We start from the raw sequence: 12,878 nt of genomic DNA, 5'->3' as shown, positions 1-12,878 counted from the left end.
CATCGGCTCCGCACCGAAGAATGCGCGGAGCCGGAAAAGCGTTTGCTGCTTAGGTCTGCGGCAGCGCTTCTGTCGGTGCTTCGGCAGGAGTGGCCGGCTGATCAGGCGCACCCATCTGGCCCGGACGACCGTGCTGACCCTTGCCGTTCGGCCCGCCATGCTGGCCAGGGCGGCCATGCGGACCAAAGCCGGGTTCGCCACGCTGCGGCGTAAGCTGGGCCTGCTGCTCGGCGGTCAGGCTATCGAAGAAAGCCTTGGCCGATGGCTGCACCGCTTCAAGCGCTGCAAGCTGCGCCTTTTCCATCGCAATGCGATTGTCGAGCCGTTCGGTGAACGTCGGCGGCGTCGGTGCAGTCGCGGTCGTGCCTTGAGCAGGCGGGGTCGGACGCAAACCCTCGGTGGCGGTCGTGAATGTTTCAGCCGCCGCCAGCGCATCGGTCTTGAACGTCTCGAGCAGCGTCTTCTGCTCGGCGGTCAGGTCGATCCTGTGGCTGAGGCGCACGATGGCAATTTCGATGCCTTCGCCGCCACGGCCAAAGTCGAGAAACCCTTCGCCCCCACCACGGCGCGGCCCGCCGTCATGCGGACGATGGCCGGGGCCACCCATCGGACCATTGGCATCGGGCGGCATCGGCGCATCGGCCGTCGGCGGCTGCGGAGCGGCTGGAGCCGTCTGCGCCATGGCTGGTGCAATGGCACCCAAGCCGATCACTGCGGTCACGGCAGCAACGATGGCTTTTTTAGAAATCGAGGTCATGGTTTTTTCCTTGCATGGGAAACCGGTCGAACCGGAATGACACCAACCTACAGGCATCGGGCTGGCCCTGAGGTTGCGAGGGAATGAACTCTTGGCAAGGTCGGTAATGTTAGCCGCGCTCGCCGCTTGCAAAGCCCGGAAATCCTCGTAATTTCGGCGATCACAAATTCAACCGGCGGCCGAATTTACGTGCTTATCCATGAAGGCAATCAGCGAACGCCCGCAATCGACGTAAAGCTGGCGGTGCTTCTGGCCGGTATCGCCGGCGCGCTCAACGCATCAGGTTTTCAAGCCGTCGGCTTCTTCTCCGCCAATATGACCGGCAATGTCTCCGCGCTCTCCGATCAGATCGGCCTCGGCCGCTTCGGCCTGACGGGTATCTTCCTTGCGCTCATCGTCGCCTTTATCACCGGCGCCTTCTGTTCCGGCCTTCTCATCGAAACCGGCCGCCGTCACGCCATTCGCGGCATCTATGCCTATTCCATCCTCCTCGAAGCCGCCCTTCTCGCCGTCCTCTTCGTCGCCGATCTCACTATCCCGAGCTTCGGCCCCGGCCTCCTCATCGGCCTCAGCTTCATCATGGGCCTCCAAAACGCCGCGACGACCCGGATCAGCGATGCCCGCGTCCGCACCACTCATGTCTCCGGCATGGCCACCGATATCGGCCTCGCCCTCGCCTCGCTCACCTATGGCAACGGCCCCCAGCGCTTGAAACTCCATCTCAGCACCCTCGCCGCCTTCCTCCTCGGCGGCATTGCCGGCGTTGTCATCTATCTCGCCATAGGCGGCTGGCTTTTCCTCCTTACGGCGCTCCTTCTCCTGGTCATCGTCCTCCCCGAGGTCCGCCGCGCCCGCGCATGACGGGCACCTGCCATGCCGCCCCGCCACTGGCCAGCTCCGCCTCCGGCGCGTATGACAGTTTTATGACCAGAACCATTCTGCAGGCCCTCGCCTGGCTCGCCCTTATCGGCATCGCCATTGCCACGCTCTCGCCAATCGGCCTGCGCCCGCGCCTTTCCATGCTCCCGGTCGACATCGAAAGGTCCGCAGCCTTCGTGGTCGTTGGCCTCCTCTTCGCCCTCGCCTATCCGCGCAAAATCTGGCTCGCCTTGCTGATCGTCATCTTTGGTGTTTTCGGCCTCGAATGGCTGCAGGAGCTTCGCCCTGATCGCCACGGCCGCTTCGCCGACGCCATGGTCAAATCCGTGGGCGCGCTGATTGGCCTCTCCGCCGGTTGGGTCCTTGTCCGCATCGCTGAAACCGTCTTCCCATCCCTCTCCTCGGACACGCCCCGCGCGCGTTAACAATCTGGTAAAACGCCCGAAAAACCGGTATTCTCCGCCCGCCTGCGGACATTGGGGACTTGCATGCTCCGCCGGCTTTCAGGGGGAACATCAATGCCAAAAATCTCGCATCTCTTCTTTCGTGCCGGAATTCTCTTTCTGATCACGGGCATAGGCCTCGGCCTCGCCATGTCGATCAGCCAGAACCATGACGTCATCGGCGCCCACGCCCATATCAATCTGCTCGGCTGGGTCACGAGCGCCATCTTCGGCGGCTATTACGCGCTCAATCCCGCCAAGGCGGAAGGCCGCCTGCCCCAGATCCATTTCTGGGTCTATACGGCCGGCGTCGCCATGATGAGCGTCGCGCTCTATCTGCTGCTCAAAGGCAATACCGGCGTCGAAGCCTTCGTCGCCATCGGCTCGCTGCTGACCGCCGCCGGCGTCCTCATCGGCGCCTATGTCTTTTTCACGCCCGCGCCAAACGCCGCCACCCGCATGCAGCCTGCCGAATAACACCACCGCCAAACGCCGTCGCCACCCGGCTTGTCCGGGTGGTCCATCCAGCGTCAAATGGATCGCGCCCGCGAAGCACTTGCTTGCAATTGCGCAATCATACTCGGCGTTTGCCTTAAGGATTATCCCTTATCCTGCCTCTGTCAGACAGGCGGGGCAGCATGCAGGACGTCGTTTATCTATCCGAAGTCGTCGGCGCGCTCAGCTATGCGCTCGATATTACCGAGGGCCAGCCGGTCGGTCACAGTCTTCGCTGCTGCTGGATCGGCATGCATATCGGCATGCGGCTTGATCTCTCCGAAGAAGAGCTCTCCGACCTCTATTATACCCTTCTGCTCAAGGATATCGGCTGCAGTTCCAACGCTGCCCGCATCTGCAAGCTCTATCTGGCCGACGATCTTAACTTCAAGAATTCTTACAAGAGCGTCGACACCAAGCTTCCGGAAATCCTGCGGTTTCTGATCTCCAACACCGCGCGCAAATCCGGCTTCGTCGAACGCCTGCAAACCATGATCAATGTTGCCCGCAATGGTGGCGAGATCGCTCGCGAGCTCATCGAAACCCGCTGCCAGCGCGGCGCCGATATCGCCCGCAGCATGCGCTTCTCCGAAACCGTCTGCCAGGGCATCCTCGACCTCGACGAGCATTGGGATGGCACGGGCCAACCCTTGCGCCGCACCGGCAGCGAAATCTCGCTTTTCGCCCGCATCGCCCTGTTATCGCAGGTGGTCGATGTGTTCTTCATGCGCGGCGGCGCCGAAGCCGCTGTCGCTGAGGTCAGCGATCGCGCTGGCCGCTGGTTCGAGCCAAGCCTCGTGGCCATCATTCAGGACCTCGCATCCGACGCCAAATTCTGGCAGGTCCTCCTCGCCAACGATCTCGATCATTGCGTCGCATCGCTCGAGCCACGCGCCCGCATGCGCGAAGTCGACGAAGACTATCTCGACGACATCGCCGCCGGCTTCGCCCAGGTCGTTGACGCAAAAAGCCCGTTCACTGCCGGCCATTCCGACCGCGTCTCGATCTTCGCCGATCTTATCGCCGAAGAACTCGGCTACGCCCCCGACCGCCGCCGCTGGCTCAAGCGCGCCGCGCTTCTTCACGATATCGGTAAGCTCGGCGTTTCCAATTCCGTCCTCGACAAAAATGGCCGCCCGGACGAAGACGAGTGGGTCCAGATCCGCCAGCATCCCGAACTCGGCCGCGTCATCCTCTCCAAAATCTCCGCCTTCCGCGCCATGGCTCGCATCGCCGGGGATCACCACGAACGCTTGGATGGCAAAGGCTATCCCCACGGCATTTCCGAGGCTTCGATCGACCTCGACACCCGCATCGTCACCGTCGCCGACATCTTCGACGCCCTGACCGCCGACCGCCCCTACCGCAAAGCCATGTCCGTCACCGACGCCTTCGCCATCATGCAAAAAGACCTCGGCACCGCCATAGACCCCACCATCTTCGCCGCCCTCCAACGCGGCTTCGTCCACATCGAAGACATCGCCAATCCGGACGAGACGAAGGCGGCGTAAGCGACAGCGCGAGACGCTGATCGGTGCAATAGCGCGGATTACGGTGCCAAACACCATACCAACAGGTGACAGAGTCCGCCCGCGCATCACCAATCCCCACCTAGCCTCCCCTTTCCCAGGGGAGGTATCCGCCGGTAGGACCAACGGGCCGCAGCAAGAACCGCTGCGTCCCTCCCCCTACCAGGGGGAGGCTAGGTGGGGGTTGCGCGATAATGCCCAGCACATTTAGCCGTCACCAGCATATTCCCAATGAAACATCGGAGCACCTAGACACCCCGTCCGGCACAGGTAAATTTTCGACCCATCAGTATGTTAGCTCGGAAACCGGCATGCGAAGCATAACCAGCACCCCGGCCCCATTGCCTCCTCTCGCATCACCACAAATGCCTTCGCTAGCGCAGGTCATTGCAACCTGACCTATTGGGAAATCCCCGCCCTCGATCACGGCATGCTCGATCCGAAGGGCAAATCTCACATGGCGACCATCGCCGCACATGCCGCCGCACGGTTCACAGCTACCGTAACCGCCTGCTGACCGGACATCCTGCCAATATCCTGTCCTGCCCCGGCATCCCTCCCCGCCCTCTCCGCGTTATCTGCCCACGGAGGACCCCATGACCCAAAATCACTACATTGTCTGTGAACGCGACGGCGCCTGGCAGCATACCAATCGCGGCAGCATTTCTGCACCATTCAAGACCCGCGAAGCGGCGATCGAGTCCGCCATCGACGAGGCGCGCGAATCCGGACAATTCGACGCCGAAGTCATCGTGCAGGATCCCGAGACCCAATCGCGTACCGTCTGGCGCCACGGCGAGGCCGGCCAGGCTTCCTCGCCCGCCCCCGATCCACAATAGCGCGTTTGCTTGCCTTTGGCCGCGTGCTAGAAGTCGTGATCATCTCCCCTGCTGACATTGCCTGACAGGACACCCATCTAGTGGTTTCCCTGCCCGTCCCGTCCTGCTGAAGAAGAGCCCGCGCCATGGCCCCCAAATCCACTCGCCCCGGCAAAGCCGAATTTTCCATCGACGAATTCTTCGCCGAGATCGAAAAGGCCGAGGACATCCAGGCCAGTAAGCCGCTCTATGCCGAGCGGATGAAGAACAAGCGCGCCCTCGACCGCGCCGATGCGGCTGAGAAAGCGGCGGCAGCGCCAAAGACCCCGCTCGAAAAGCGCCGCACCACCAAGTCGAGCCACGACACCGCCACGGGCATGGCAAAGAAGTCCGGCAAGACCAAGATCAATTCCGTCGATCGCGTCGACTTCTCGGGGCTGGGCGAAGCCCCGCAAGCCGGCTTCAACCACATGCCGTCAAAAGCCGTCACCGCGCGCGAAATCTCCCGCGCCGCCGCTGCCGATCCCGAAGCCCAAGCCAAACTCCGGGAAGCCCTCGACGCGTCGGTCAAAAAGAACAAGGCCAAAAAGGGCGAGTCCCTCGAAAACGCTACCACCGTCGGCATCACCGCCACGGTGAAAGCCCTCGAGCAGATCATCCTCCATGGCCGCAAAGAGGTGGAAGGCTCCTCCCCCTGGGTGCCCCATCGCCCCGAGCGCCCGGCAAAACTCGAAGGCGGCAAGGCCTTCAAGCTCGTCACCGACTACACCCCTGCCGGCGACCAGCCGACCGCCATTGCGGACATCGTCGAGGGCGTCAACAATGGCGAGACCGACCAGGTCCTCCTCGGCGTCACCGGCTCGGGCAAGACCTTCACCGTCGCCCAGACCATCCAGCGCACCCAGCGCCCCGCCCTGATCCTTGCGCCCAACAAGACCCTCGCCGCCCAGCTCTATGGCGAGTTCAAGCACTTCTTCCCGGAAAACGCCGTCGAATATTTCGTGTCCTACTACGACTACTACCAGCCGGAAGCCTATGTTCCGCGCACGGACACCTATATCGAGAAGGAATCCACTATCAACGAGCAGATCGACCGCATGCGCCACTCGGCGACGCGGGCGCTGATGGAGCGCGACGACGTCATCATCGTCGCCTCGGTGTCGTGCATTTACGGCATCGGCTCGGTGGAAGGCTATTCCGCCATGATCATCGATGTGCATCAGGGCGAGAGCATCGACCAGCGCGAAATGCTGCAAAAGCTCGTCGCCCTGCAATACAAGCGCAACGAGCAAAGCTTCACCCGCGGCTCCTTCCGCGTCCGCGGCGACACCGTCGAAATCTTCCCGTCCCACTATGAAGACGCCGCCTGGCGCGTCTCCATGTTCGGCAATCAGATCGAGAAGATCGTCGAATTCGATCCGCTGACCGGGAAAACCATCGGCGAGCGCAAATTCATCCGCATCTATGCGAACTCGCACCACGTCACCCCCCGCGCCACCACCACAGGCGCGATCAAGCTGATCCGCTCCGAGCTCGCCGCGCGCCTGCAGGAACTCAACGGCGCCGGCCGCTTCCTCGAGGCCCAACGCCTCGAACAGCGCACCCTCTTCGATCTCGAAATGATGGAAGCCACCGGCTCCTGCGCCGGCATCGAAAACTATTCGCGCTACTTCTCCGGCCGCCGCCCCGGCGAGCCACCACCGACGCTGTTCGAGTACCTGCCCGATAACGCCCTCGTCTTCGTCGACGAATCCCACGTCACCATCGGCCAGCTCGGCGCCATGTATCGCGGCGACCTTCGCCGCAAGGCGACCCTGGCCGAATACGGCTTCCGCTTGCCCAGTTGCATGGACAACCGCCCCCTCCGCTTCGAGGAGTGGAACGCCATGCGCCCGCAATCGGTCTATGTCTCGGCCACCCCCGGCTCATGGGAAATGGAACAGGCCGGCGGCGTGTTTGCCGAACAGGTCATCCGCCCCACCGGCCTCATCGATCCCCCGGTCGAAATCCGCCCCGCCACCCATCAGGTGGACGACGTCATCGACGAGATCCGGCAGACCATCAAGCGCGGCTATCGCACCCTCTGCACGGTCCTCACCAAGAAGATGGCCGAAGACCTCACCGAATATATGCACGAACAGGGCATTCGCGTGCGCTACATGCACTCCGACGTCGACACCATCGAGCGCATCGAGATCATCAGGGATCTCCGCCTCGGCGCCTTCGACGTGCTGATCGGCATCAACCTCCTCCGCGAAGGCCTCGACATCCCCGAATGCGGCCTTGTCGCCATTCTCGACGCCGACAAGGAAGGTTTCCTCCGCTCCGAAACCTCCCTCATCCAGACCATCGGCCGCGCCGCCCGCAACGTCGACGGCCGCGTCGTCCTCTATGCCGATAAAGAAACCGGTTCCATGGAACGCGCCCTCGCCGAAACCAACCGGCGTCGCGAAAAGCAGATCGCCTACAACCTCGAACACGGCATAACGCCCCAGAGCGTCAAAGCCCGCATCAACGACATCGTCGACAGCGTCTACGAACAAGACCACGTCACGGTCAGCATCGGCAAAGGCAAGGACGGCAAAGAAAAGGTCGTCACCGGCGACAATCTCGCGACAGTCATCAAAGACATCGAACGCGAAATGCGCGAGGCCGCAACGAACCTTGAGTTCGAGAAGGCGGCAAGATTGCGCGACGAGGTCAAGCGGCTGCGGGAGATGGAGTTGGATACGTTGTCTGGCGAGGTCGATTAACACAGCCATCAACTGAAATCTGGGGACGCGCACCGCTCTCCGCAGCCGGAATAGAGATCAAGCAAGTCTAGCCTGACGTCGCGCGATAAATTTGTTGAGTAAATCGCTGACGAAGCATTATAGATTTAGACTTCACGCGGAGAACGATTGAGCATGGCGCCTTGGCATGCGCACCTAAAGACAGCGGGCATAGCGGTCGTCGGGGGCATGCTGGGGGTGCTAGTAGGCGCCGCACTTATACTTGGGAAACCAGATCCCGTGGCGATTCTCTCCTCGATCGCGTCTATAGGCGCTGCGAGTGCCGCCTTTTTAACCATTCTAGAGATGCAAGCCTCTCGGAAACTGTCCGCGAGAGCCCGTATTGGATTCTACACCGCGGAACAGCCAATTTCATTTCGGTGGAATATCAAAACGAACAAAGTTCACCAATTGGAGGGCACCCCTACCCTCCTGCTGCGGAACACCACTAGCGGCACCGCGATGTCCGTGCAGTCGACTTGGCAAGCTATAAATAAAATCTCCGCCGCCGATTTGGCGAACGCAAATCAAATGCTTCCGGCAGAATCAAATATATCGATTGTTTCAGCCGGATACCAGATTGTATTCAAATCACCGTCGGGGACAACACTGGCACCCGTATCTGGGCTAGACAAAGCCGCCGTTGGCGATGTTGGGCCAGGACAAGAGGTGCGAATTGTAGTTCCAACGGCAATTGCCAACTATGCAATGCTGAAGTGGATGACGTTGCTCGGAACACTCAAGAGCAATCCGTCTATCGCACCGCAGGATGCACCATTATTTTCTCTGACACTTCGCCACGACAATATATACGAGCAAGGCATTGAGGATATTCACGAAATCAGGTTCTCGGTAGCGAGGTTTTCTGCTCTCGATTCACGCGGAAGCGAACTTGACGGCCCTAATAATCCAAACGCGGAAGTATTTGAAGTTGCCATATTGCCAGAACTTTGGCAGGCAGATTTTAGTGCGTATTCGACAAAGACGATTTGAGGGGGACAATGGCGTCAAGTGTAGTAATCCGCGCGCAGCTAACGGGTGGCGACGCCGATCGGCACCAGATTCCCGCCTACGACGGCTTTACATCCCTAGCAGGACTTGGCCTAACATTATCCCTAACTGCGAACTACATCGAAACTGGGAAAATCCGGCGGCGTGGCGATTTCGCAGGCAGGCATTCTGTCAAGGCCACGCCCATCGAGGAAGGCAGCGTACTCACCGACTTCCTAGTTTCGATACCGCGCATCTCTCTACCGTTCGCTAGAAAGCTTAGTGATGCCGCCAGTAGCGAGTTTGTTGCCGATCTGGTGAAAGGAGTCATAGACCGGAATCTTGGTGTAGAAAGCGAACCAACAACAGATGAACTGTCGTCTTTGTTGGAGCATAAGGATGGTGATTTTGAGGCATTGGTAGCTGCAACTGAACCCTCTCTAAAGCAGGCACACACTATAATTGGTGAGGGTGCGCAGGTAATGAACCTGTTTGGTAGCAAGCATCAGCTGGGACAACTGAATCAACAATCCAAGAAATACATACATGGTACCGTTGAGGATCCCGAAATATACAATAAGGACGTCAGCGTCGCATCGTTCAACGTAAATTCTGGATACGGCGGGGTATATGACCCCGACCTTCGAAGAGTTGTGTCAATAAAAGTCACACCGACCACAATGCCCCAAGCCAAATCTGTTCTAGGCTGGGGCCTGAACGAATATGCTAATGGCACCGGTAAGAGGGTTCATCTTCAATACTACCGGTGGATGACGCTTGATGACAGACCCAAAAAATACATTGTGATCGATGCAAAAATTCCAAAGGACGACTAAGACAGCCCGAGAATTTTACTAAGCTCAAAAGCGGCATCTTCGCTCGGAAGGCGAGCTAATATCTCGACGTCTTGTGACCGTCTTTTCGCTTTCTTCCTCAGCAAAAAATACCCATAAGACTCAACCAACTGCATATTATTGGCAGCAGCAACTTCTGAGCTGATCGGCGATATACACATCAGATCGCCATTATCCATTAGCCGGCTTAAATAGTAATCTGACATGGGAACTCCGATGCTAAAAGAAAAGCCCACGCACCGAGAGGTTAGACACCCGAGACTCTCGGACAACAAGCTGGCGGACTACATGGCCGCGTCAGAGCAAGCCAGGAGGGGAATACTTAGAAGCTGCAAATACCAAGCAGTCACCGCCGTGATTCAACATGCAGACGCCAGAAGAATAGTAGCAGAATCAATAGTTAACGGCAACGTAGATATGGCCAAGCTTGGCGAAGAAATTGCCGTGTACGAAGGGAAAATTACCGACACTGACTTTGAGGAAGAGGTCAAACAGCACAACCTAGATTACATCAGGTCAGTAGTCTCGATGGCGCCTATTGCAATTAAGGGGGCTGAATTCGTTCGCTGCACGTCTCAGAAAAAGATCGACTTTAACGGCACGGAGATTTCGTTCTTTCCGGACGTTCTCGTCGCAAGGACGAATAAACGAAATAACCGAAAGATTGGCGCAGTAAATTTGCGCTATAGCAAATCGGCGCGTCTGTCCGAGCAGACCGCGGCATGGCAGTCAGCGTTAATGTTTGGGGTACTCAAAGATGAACCCTTTGAGGAAGAATCATCGCCTGAGCTGGCGCTCTGCCAGACGTTGGACGGCTTTAACGGCAAAGTGTACGAAGCACCTACAAACTCAGTGTACATGTACAAGGAGATTCAGGCTGCATGCGCAGGCATAGCGCAGCAGTGGAACAATATCATGCCGCCCAATGGCGCGATATTGAAGTAACTCTCTTCAAGATCGGCCGCCTAGCCCTCACCCTAACCAAAGCCGCTTATCGACTTCGGCCTGAGGTGCATATGCCTGCACCAGTCGCGCCAACCGCCCCGGCGTCACCGCCAGATGGCTAGCACTAGCACGTGCCCGCCATCAGCCGCAGAAAGCTCCAGCGCCTAGCCCGTGGACTGCCCGCCATCGTAATAGCCCAAGGCTCGCAAGTGTTTGCCTATGCAAGGCGACGCTACGCGGAAAGAACGCAAACGCAACCACCTACGCCAAACAACGCATTGCCCCTCGCCCCGCCCTGGGCCACCCTGCCCGCATGACCACCCTCTCCAACGGCGGCCCGCCGCTTGACGATGACGACACCCATATCCCGCCCTGGGGCAAAAATGGCATCGGCCGGTATTTCGAATGGGCCCATGCAAAGAAGCGCGCCTTCGATGCCCCCTTCGACATCGCCAGGATCCGCGCGCAGCGCGCCGCCCTGATTGGCCTGACCTATGAGGAATATGTGAGCGAAATCCTCGAACGCGGCCGCTATCTCAATGCCGGCGACACGATCCGCATCGCCGAGATCATCGCCAAGCGCCCGGTGCGCTACTAGCCCCACTTATCCCCCACGCCCCCGCCGCCCCTATCCTCGTCTCTCCAACAAGGAGAGACCGACATGAGCCGCACCCCCTATCTCAGCCAGCGCCGCATCTGCGCCTATAATCGCCTGCAGGTCGATGTGATCGCGATGACCTATATCGTGCGCTTCCATAAGCCTAAGGGCCCGATCGGCGAGCACACGAGGGAGGCCTGCAATTCCATGATCCAGCAGGCGTTCAAACTTTTTCGCCGCGAAGCCGGCATGCCGCATTTCCGCGTGCTCATCCCCGACGAGCCCTTTACCCTGGCCGATCTTGCCATTCTCGTGACGCGCCTGACGGCCGCCGGCATCATGTTCGAGGATCGCTATGCCCACTATAAGGCCAATGGCAAATTCCATAAATCTTTTCGCGTCCTCGCGCCGGCTCTCGATGCCGATGGCTTTCCCTCCAAGCACACCTGAGCCTGGCATCCGCTAATCCACGCCCGTACCAAGGCCGCCCACGCCCGCCAGGCGGCCCAAAAATGCAAAAATCCAAAAATCTATCCCCGGCCCCAAAAGCCTGCCCCATACTGCAGCCATCCCATCAGTTACGCGGTCCCGACGCAGGGCCGGATGGGAGGCCGGTGGATGGGGGCGCCTGTCCGGGCGGGGAGTTGAAATACGGCAGCCGCGACTGAAATAACGTTCGCGCCTGATTCCGGACCCGCTGCAAACTCCGGACCCGTAACGGGCGGCCCTTGGACCGTTCTACCCTAGTCAGAAAGGCCCAATGGCCGCCCGTTATCGTAAGCAAAACCGCGACGCCGCAAGGCCAGGCGGCATTTTCTGCTGCGCGCTTGTTTGTGGCCCATGCGCCACGCGCAAAAAGCACATTCGTTCGGAACCGGAACCTTCGCGAGGGCTCGCCAGTTGTCAGCCCATTGCCAAAGGCGAAAGCCAACGGAGACTAAAATGAAGAAGCTTTTTATTGCCCTTATGGCCTCGACCATCGTCCTGGCCCCAGCCATTTCCCAGGCGCAGATCATCAAGGACCCCAATGAGCAGGCCGCGGGCGGCGCGGTTGTCGGCGGCGCTGCCGGTGCCACCACGGGCGCCATCGTTGGCGGCCTGATCTTCGGGCCCATCGGCGCAGCCATTGGCGGCTTTACCGGCGCGACCATCGGCGCAGCCGGCGGCGTTGAAGCCAGCTCGGTGGATTATGTCCGCATGCACCCGACCGATCCCGTCGTGATCGATGGCTCCATCGATGTCGGCTATGCCGTCCCCGAAGCCATCGTCATCCATCCGATCGAAGGCGATCCGACCCACGGTTATTTCTACACCAATGACCGCGTCTACTTCGTCGACCTCAGCAATCGCGCTGTCGTCTACTCGCCCGGCCTCGTCGTCGCAGCGCAGTAATCGTCAAATTCTTTCGAAAGCGGCCGCCTCTGGGCGGTCGTTTTCTTTTTGGGGGCTATCGCCTTGTCTAGGCCCCGCCGCTGCGGCAAGAACAGGCAAACCCAAGGATTGCCCCATGCGCGCCCTGCTCATCCCCGCTCTTCTGGCGCTCGCCGTCACCCCTGCCCTCGCCGCCCCCACCGCGCGCGTGTCAGGCGGCAATATCGCCGTCCGCACCGGCCCCGGCATGGAATACGGCATCATCGGCCGCATCCCCGACGGCACCGAAGTGACCCTCGACTATTGCACTCGCAACGACCGCTGGTGTTTCGTCACCGACACCGGCTGGGTCGACGCCTCCTGGCTCGTCGGCTGGTCCGCCAAAATCCGCGCCACCCCGCCCGATTTCAGCGGCCCAGCCTGGTAGC

Annotated in this window: 15 protein-coding genes; 13 read left to right on the top strand and 2 right to left on the bottom strand. The window is 59.9% G+C overall.

The features are described from left to right. Nucleotides 1-49: 49 nt before the first annotated feature. Complete coding sequence (locus DevBK_RS02525) at nt 50-757, bottom strand: Spy/CpxP family protein refolding chaperone (RefSeq protein WP_317184364.1); 708 nt, start codon at nt 755-757, stop codon at nt 50-52. A 189-nt stretch (nt 758-946) separates the two neighbouring features. On the opposite strand from DevBK_RS02525, the gene DevBK_RS02520 reads away from it, so the two are divergent. The 8 genes from DevBK_RS02520 (at nt 947) to DevBK_RS02485 (ending at nt 9,518) form a co-directional block, all read left to right on the top strand. Then, nucleotides 947-1,618, top strand: a complete 672-nt coding sequence (locus tag DevBK_RS02520; RefSeq protein WP_317184363.1) for a YoaK family protein — start codon at nt 947-949, stop codon at nt 1,616-1,618. A gap of 62 nt (nt 1,619-1,680) precedes the next feature. After that, nucleotides 1,681-2,061, top strand: a complete 381-nt coding sequence (locus DevBK_RS02515; protein WP_317184362.1) for a VanZ family protein — start codon at nt 1,681-1,683, stop codon at nt 2,059-2,061. A gap of 93 nt (nt 2,062-2,154) precedes the next feature. After that, complete coding sequence (locus DevBK_RS02510; protein WP_061910622.1) at nt 2,155-2,556, top strand: hypothetical protein; 402 nt, start codon at nt 2,155-2,157, stop codon at nt 2,554-2,556. A 161-nt stretch (nt 2,557-2,717) separates the two neighbouring features. Then, nucleotides 2,718-4,085, top strand: coding sequence for an HD-GYP domain-containing protein (locus tag DevBK_RS02505; protein ID WP_317184361.1), 1,368 nt, complete (start codon nt 2,718-2,720; stop codon nt 4,083-4,085). Between the two features lie 614 nt (nt 4,086-4,699). Further along, nucleotides 4,700-4,942 (top strand): DUF2188 domain-containing protein, encoded by a 243-nt coding sequence (locus tag DevBK_RS02500; RefSeq protein ID WP_061910618.1) that lies wholly within the window; start codon nt 4,700-4,702, stop codon nt 4,940-4,942. Nucleotides 4,943-5,067: 125 nt separating this feature from the next. Then, nucleotides 5,068-7,674, top strand: coding sequence for an excinuclease ABC subunit UvrB (gene uvrB / locus DevBK_RS02495; RefSeq protein ID WP_317184360.1), 2,607 nt, complete (start codon nt 5,068-5,070; stop codon nt 7,672-7,674). Nucleotides 7,675-7,932: 258 nt separating this feature from the next. Beyond that, nucleotides 7,933-8,685: a hypothetical protein gene (locus DevBK_RS02490; protein WP_317184359.1), complete on the top strand. Its 753-nt coding sequence runs from the start codon at nt 7,933-7,935 to the stop codon at nt 8,683-8,685. Nucleotides 8,686-8,693: 8 nt separating this feature from the next. After that, the gene (locus tag DevBK_RS02485; RefSeq protein WP_317184358.1) at nt 8,694-9,518 is read left to right on the top strand and encodes a hypothetical protein; all 825 of its coding nucleotides are present in this window, start codon (nt 8,694-8,696) and stop codon (nt 9,516-9,518) included. Here DevBK_RS02485 and DevBK_RS02480 read toward each other — a convergent pair. After that, nucleotides 9,515-9,742: a hypothetical protein gene (locus DevBK_RS02480; RefSeq protein WP_317184357.1), complete on the bottom strand. Its 228-nt coding sequence runs from the start codon at nt 9,740-9,742 to the stop codon at nt 9,515-9,517. The genes DevBK_RS02485 and DevBK_RS02480 overlap by 4 nt on opposite strands. A 10-nt stretch (nt 9,743-9,752) precedes the next feature. On the opposite strand from DevBK_RS02480, the gene DevBK_RS02475 reads away from it, so the two are divergent. The 5 genes from DevBK_RS02475 to DevBK_RS02455 all read left to right on the top strand — a co-directional run bounded on the left by DevBK_RS02475 (nt 9,753) and on the right by DevBK_RS02455 (nt 12,877). Continuing rightward, nucleotides 9,753-10,481 (top strand): hypothetical protein, encoded by a 729-nt coding sequence (locus DevBK_RS02475; protein WP_317184356.1) that lies wholly within the window; start codon nt 9,753-9,755, stop codon nt 10,479-10,481. A gap of 313 nt (nt 10,482-10,794) precedes the next feature. Continuing rightward, nucleotides 10,795-11,079: a hypothetical protein gene (locus DevBK_RS02470; RefSeq protein ID WP_061910607.1), complete on the top strand. Its 285-nt coding sequence runs from the start codon at nt 10,795-10,797 to the stop codon at nt 11,077-11,079. 63 nt (nt 11,080-11,142) lie between these two features. Beyond that, a complete protein-coding gene (locus DevBK_RS02465) occupies nt 11,143-11,529 on the top strand; it encodes a hypothetical protein (RefSeq protein ID WP_061910605.1) in 387 nt (128 codons plus the stop codon). A gap of 492 nt (nt 11,530-12,021) precedes the next feature. Next, a complete protein-coding gene (locus tag DevBK_RS02460) occupies nt 12,022-12,471 on the top strand; it encodes a DUF1236 domain-containing protein (protein ID WP_317184355.1) in 450 nt (149 codons plus the stop codon). Between the two features lie 115 nt (nt 12,472-12,586). Then, complete coding sequence (locus DevBK_RS02455; RefSeq protein ID WP_317184354.1) at nt 12,587-12,877, top strand: SH3 domain-containing protein; 291 nt, start codon at nt 12,587-12,589, stop codon at nt 12,875-12,877. Nucleotide 12,878 lies beyond the last annotated feature (1 nt).

Source organism: Devosia sp. BK (genome assembly GCF_032907385.1).
In the GTDB taxonomy this organism is placed as follows: domain Bacteria; phylum Pseudomonadota; class Alphaproteobacteria; order Rhizobiales; family Devosiaceae; genus Devosia.
Note: the sequence above shows the minus strand (reverse complement) of the source record. Positions and strands in the feature narration are given on the sequence as shown.

Bases quoted from the DNA above. Each gene is read 5' to 3' on its own strand.
- DevBK_RS02525 (WP_317184364.1), bottom strand. From the start codon at position 757: ATGACCTCGATTTCTAAAAAAGCCATCGTTGCTGCCGTGACCGCAGTG.
- DevBK_RS02515 (WP_317184362.1), top strand. From the start codon at position 1,681: ATGACCAGAACCATTCTGCAGGCCCTCGCCTGGCTCGCCCTTATCGGC.
- DevBK_RS02510 (WP_061910622.1), top strand. From the start codon at position 2,155: ATGCCAAAAATCTCGCATCTCTTCTTTCGTGCCGGAATTCTCTTTCTG.
- DevBK_RS02505 (WP_317184361.1), top strand. From the start codon at position 2,718: ATGCAGGACGTCGTTTATCTATCCGAAGTCGTCGGCGCGCTCAGCTAT.
- DevBK_RS02500 (WP_061910618.1), top strand. From the start codon at position 4,700: ATGACCCAAAATCACTACATTGTCTGTGAACGCGACGGCGCCTGGCAG.
- uvrB (WP_317184360.1), top strand. From the start codon at position 5,068: ATGGCCCCCAAATCCACTCGCCCCGGCAAAGCCGAATTTTCCATCGAC.
- DevBK_RS02485 (WP_317184358.1), top strand. From the start codon at position 8,694: ATGGCGTCAAGTGTAGTAATCCGCGCGCAGCTAACGGGTGGCGACGCC.
- DevBK_RS02480 (WP_317184357.1), bottom strand. From the start codon at position 9,742: ATGTCAGATTACTATTTAAGCCGGCTAATGGATAATGGCGATCTGATG.
- DevBK_RS02475 (WP_317184356.1), top strand. From the start codon at position 9,753: ATGCTAAAAGAAAAGCCCACGCACCGAGAGGTTAGACACCCGAGACTC.
- DevBK_RS02470 (WP_061910607.1), top strand. From the start codon at position 10,795: ATGACCACCCTCTCCAACGGCGGCCCGCCGCTTGACGATGACGACACC.
- DevBK_RS02465 (WP_061910605.1), top strand. From the start codon at position 11,143: ATGAGCCGCACCCCCTATCTCAGCCAGCGCCGCATCTGCGCCTATAAT.
- DevBK_RS02460 (WP_317184355.1), top strand. From the start codon at position 12,022: ATGAAGAAGCTTTTTATTGCCCTTATGGCCTCGACCATCGTCCTGGCC.
- DevBK_RS02455 (WP_317184354.1), top strand. From the start codon at position 12,587: ATGCGCGCCCTGCTCATCCCCGCTCTTCTGGCGCTCGCCGTCACCCCT.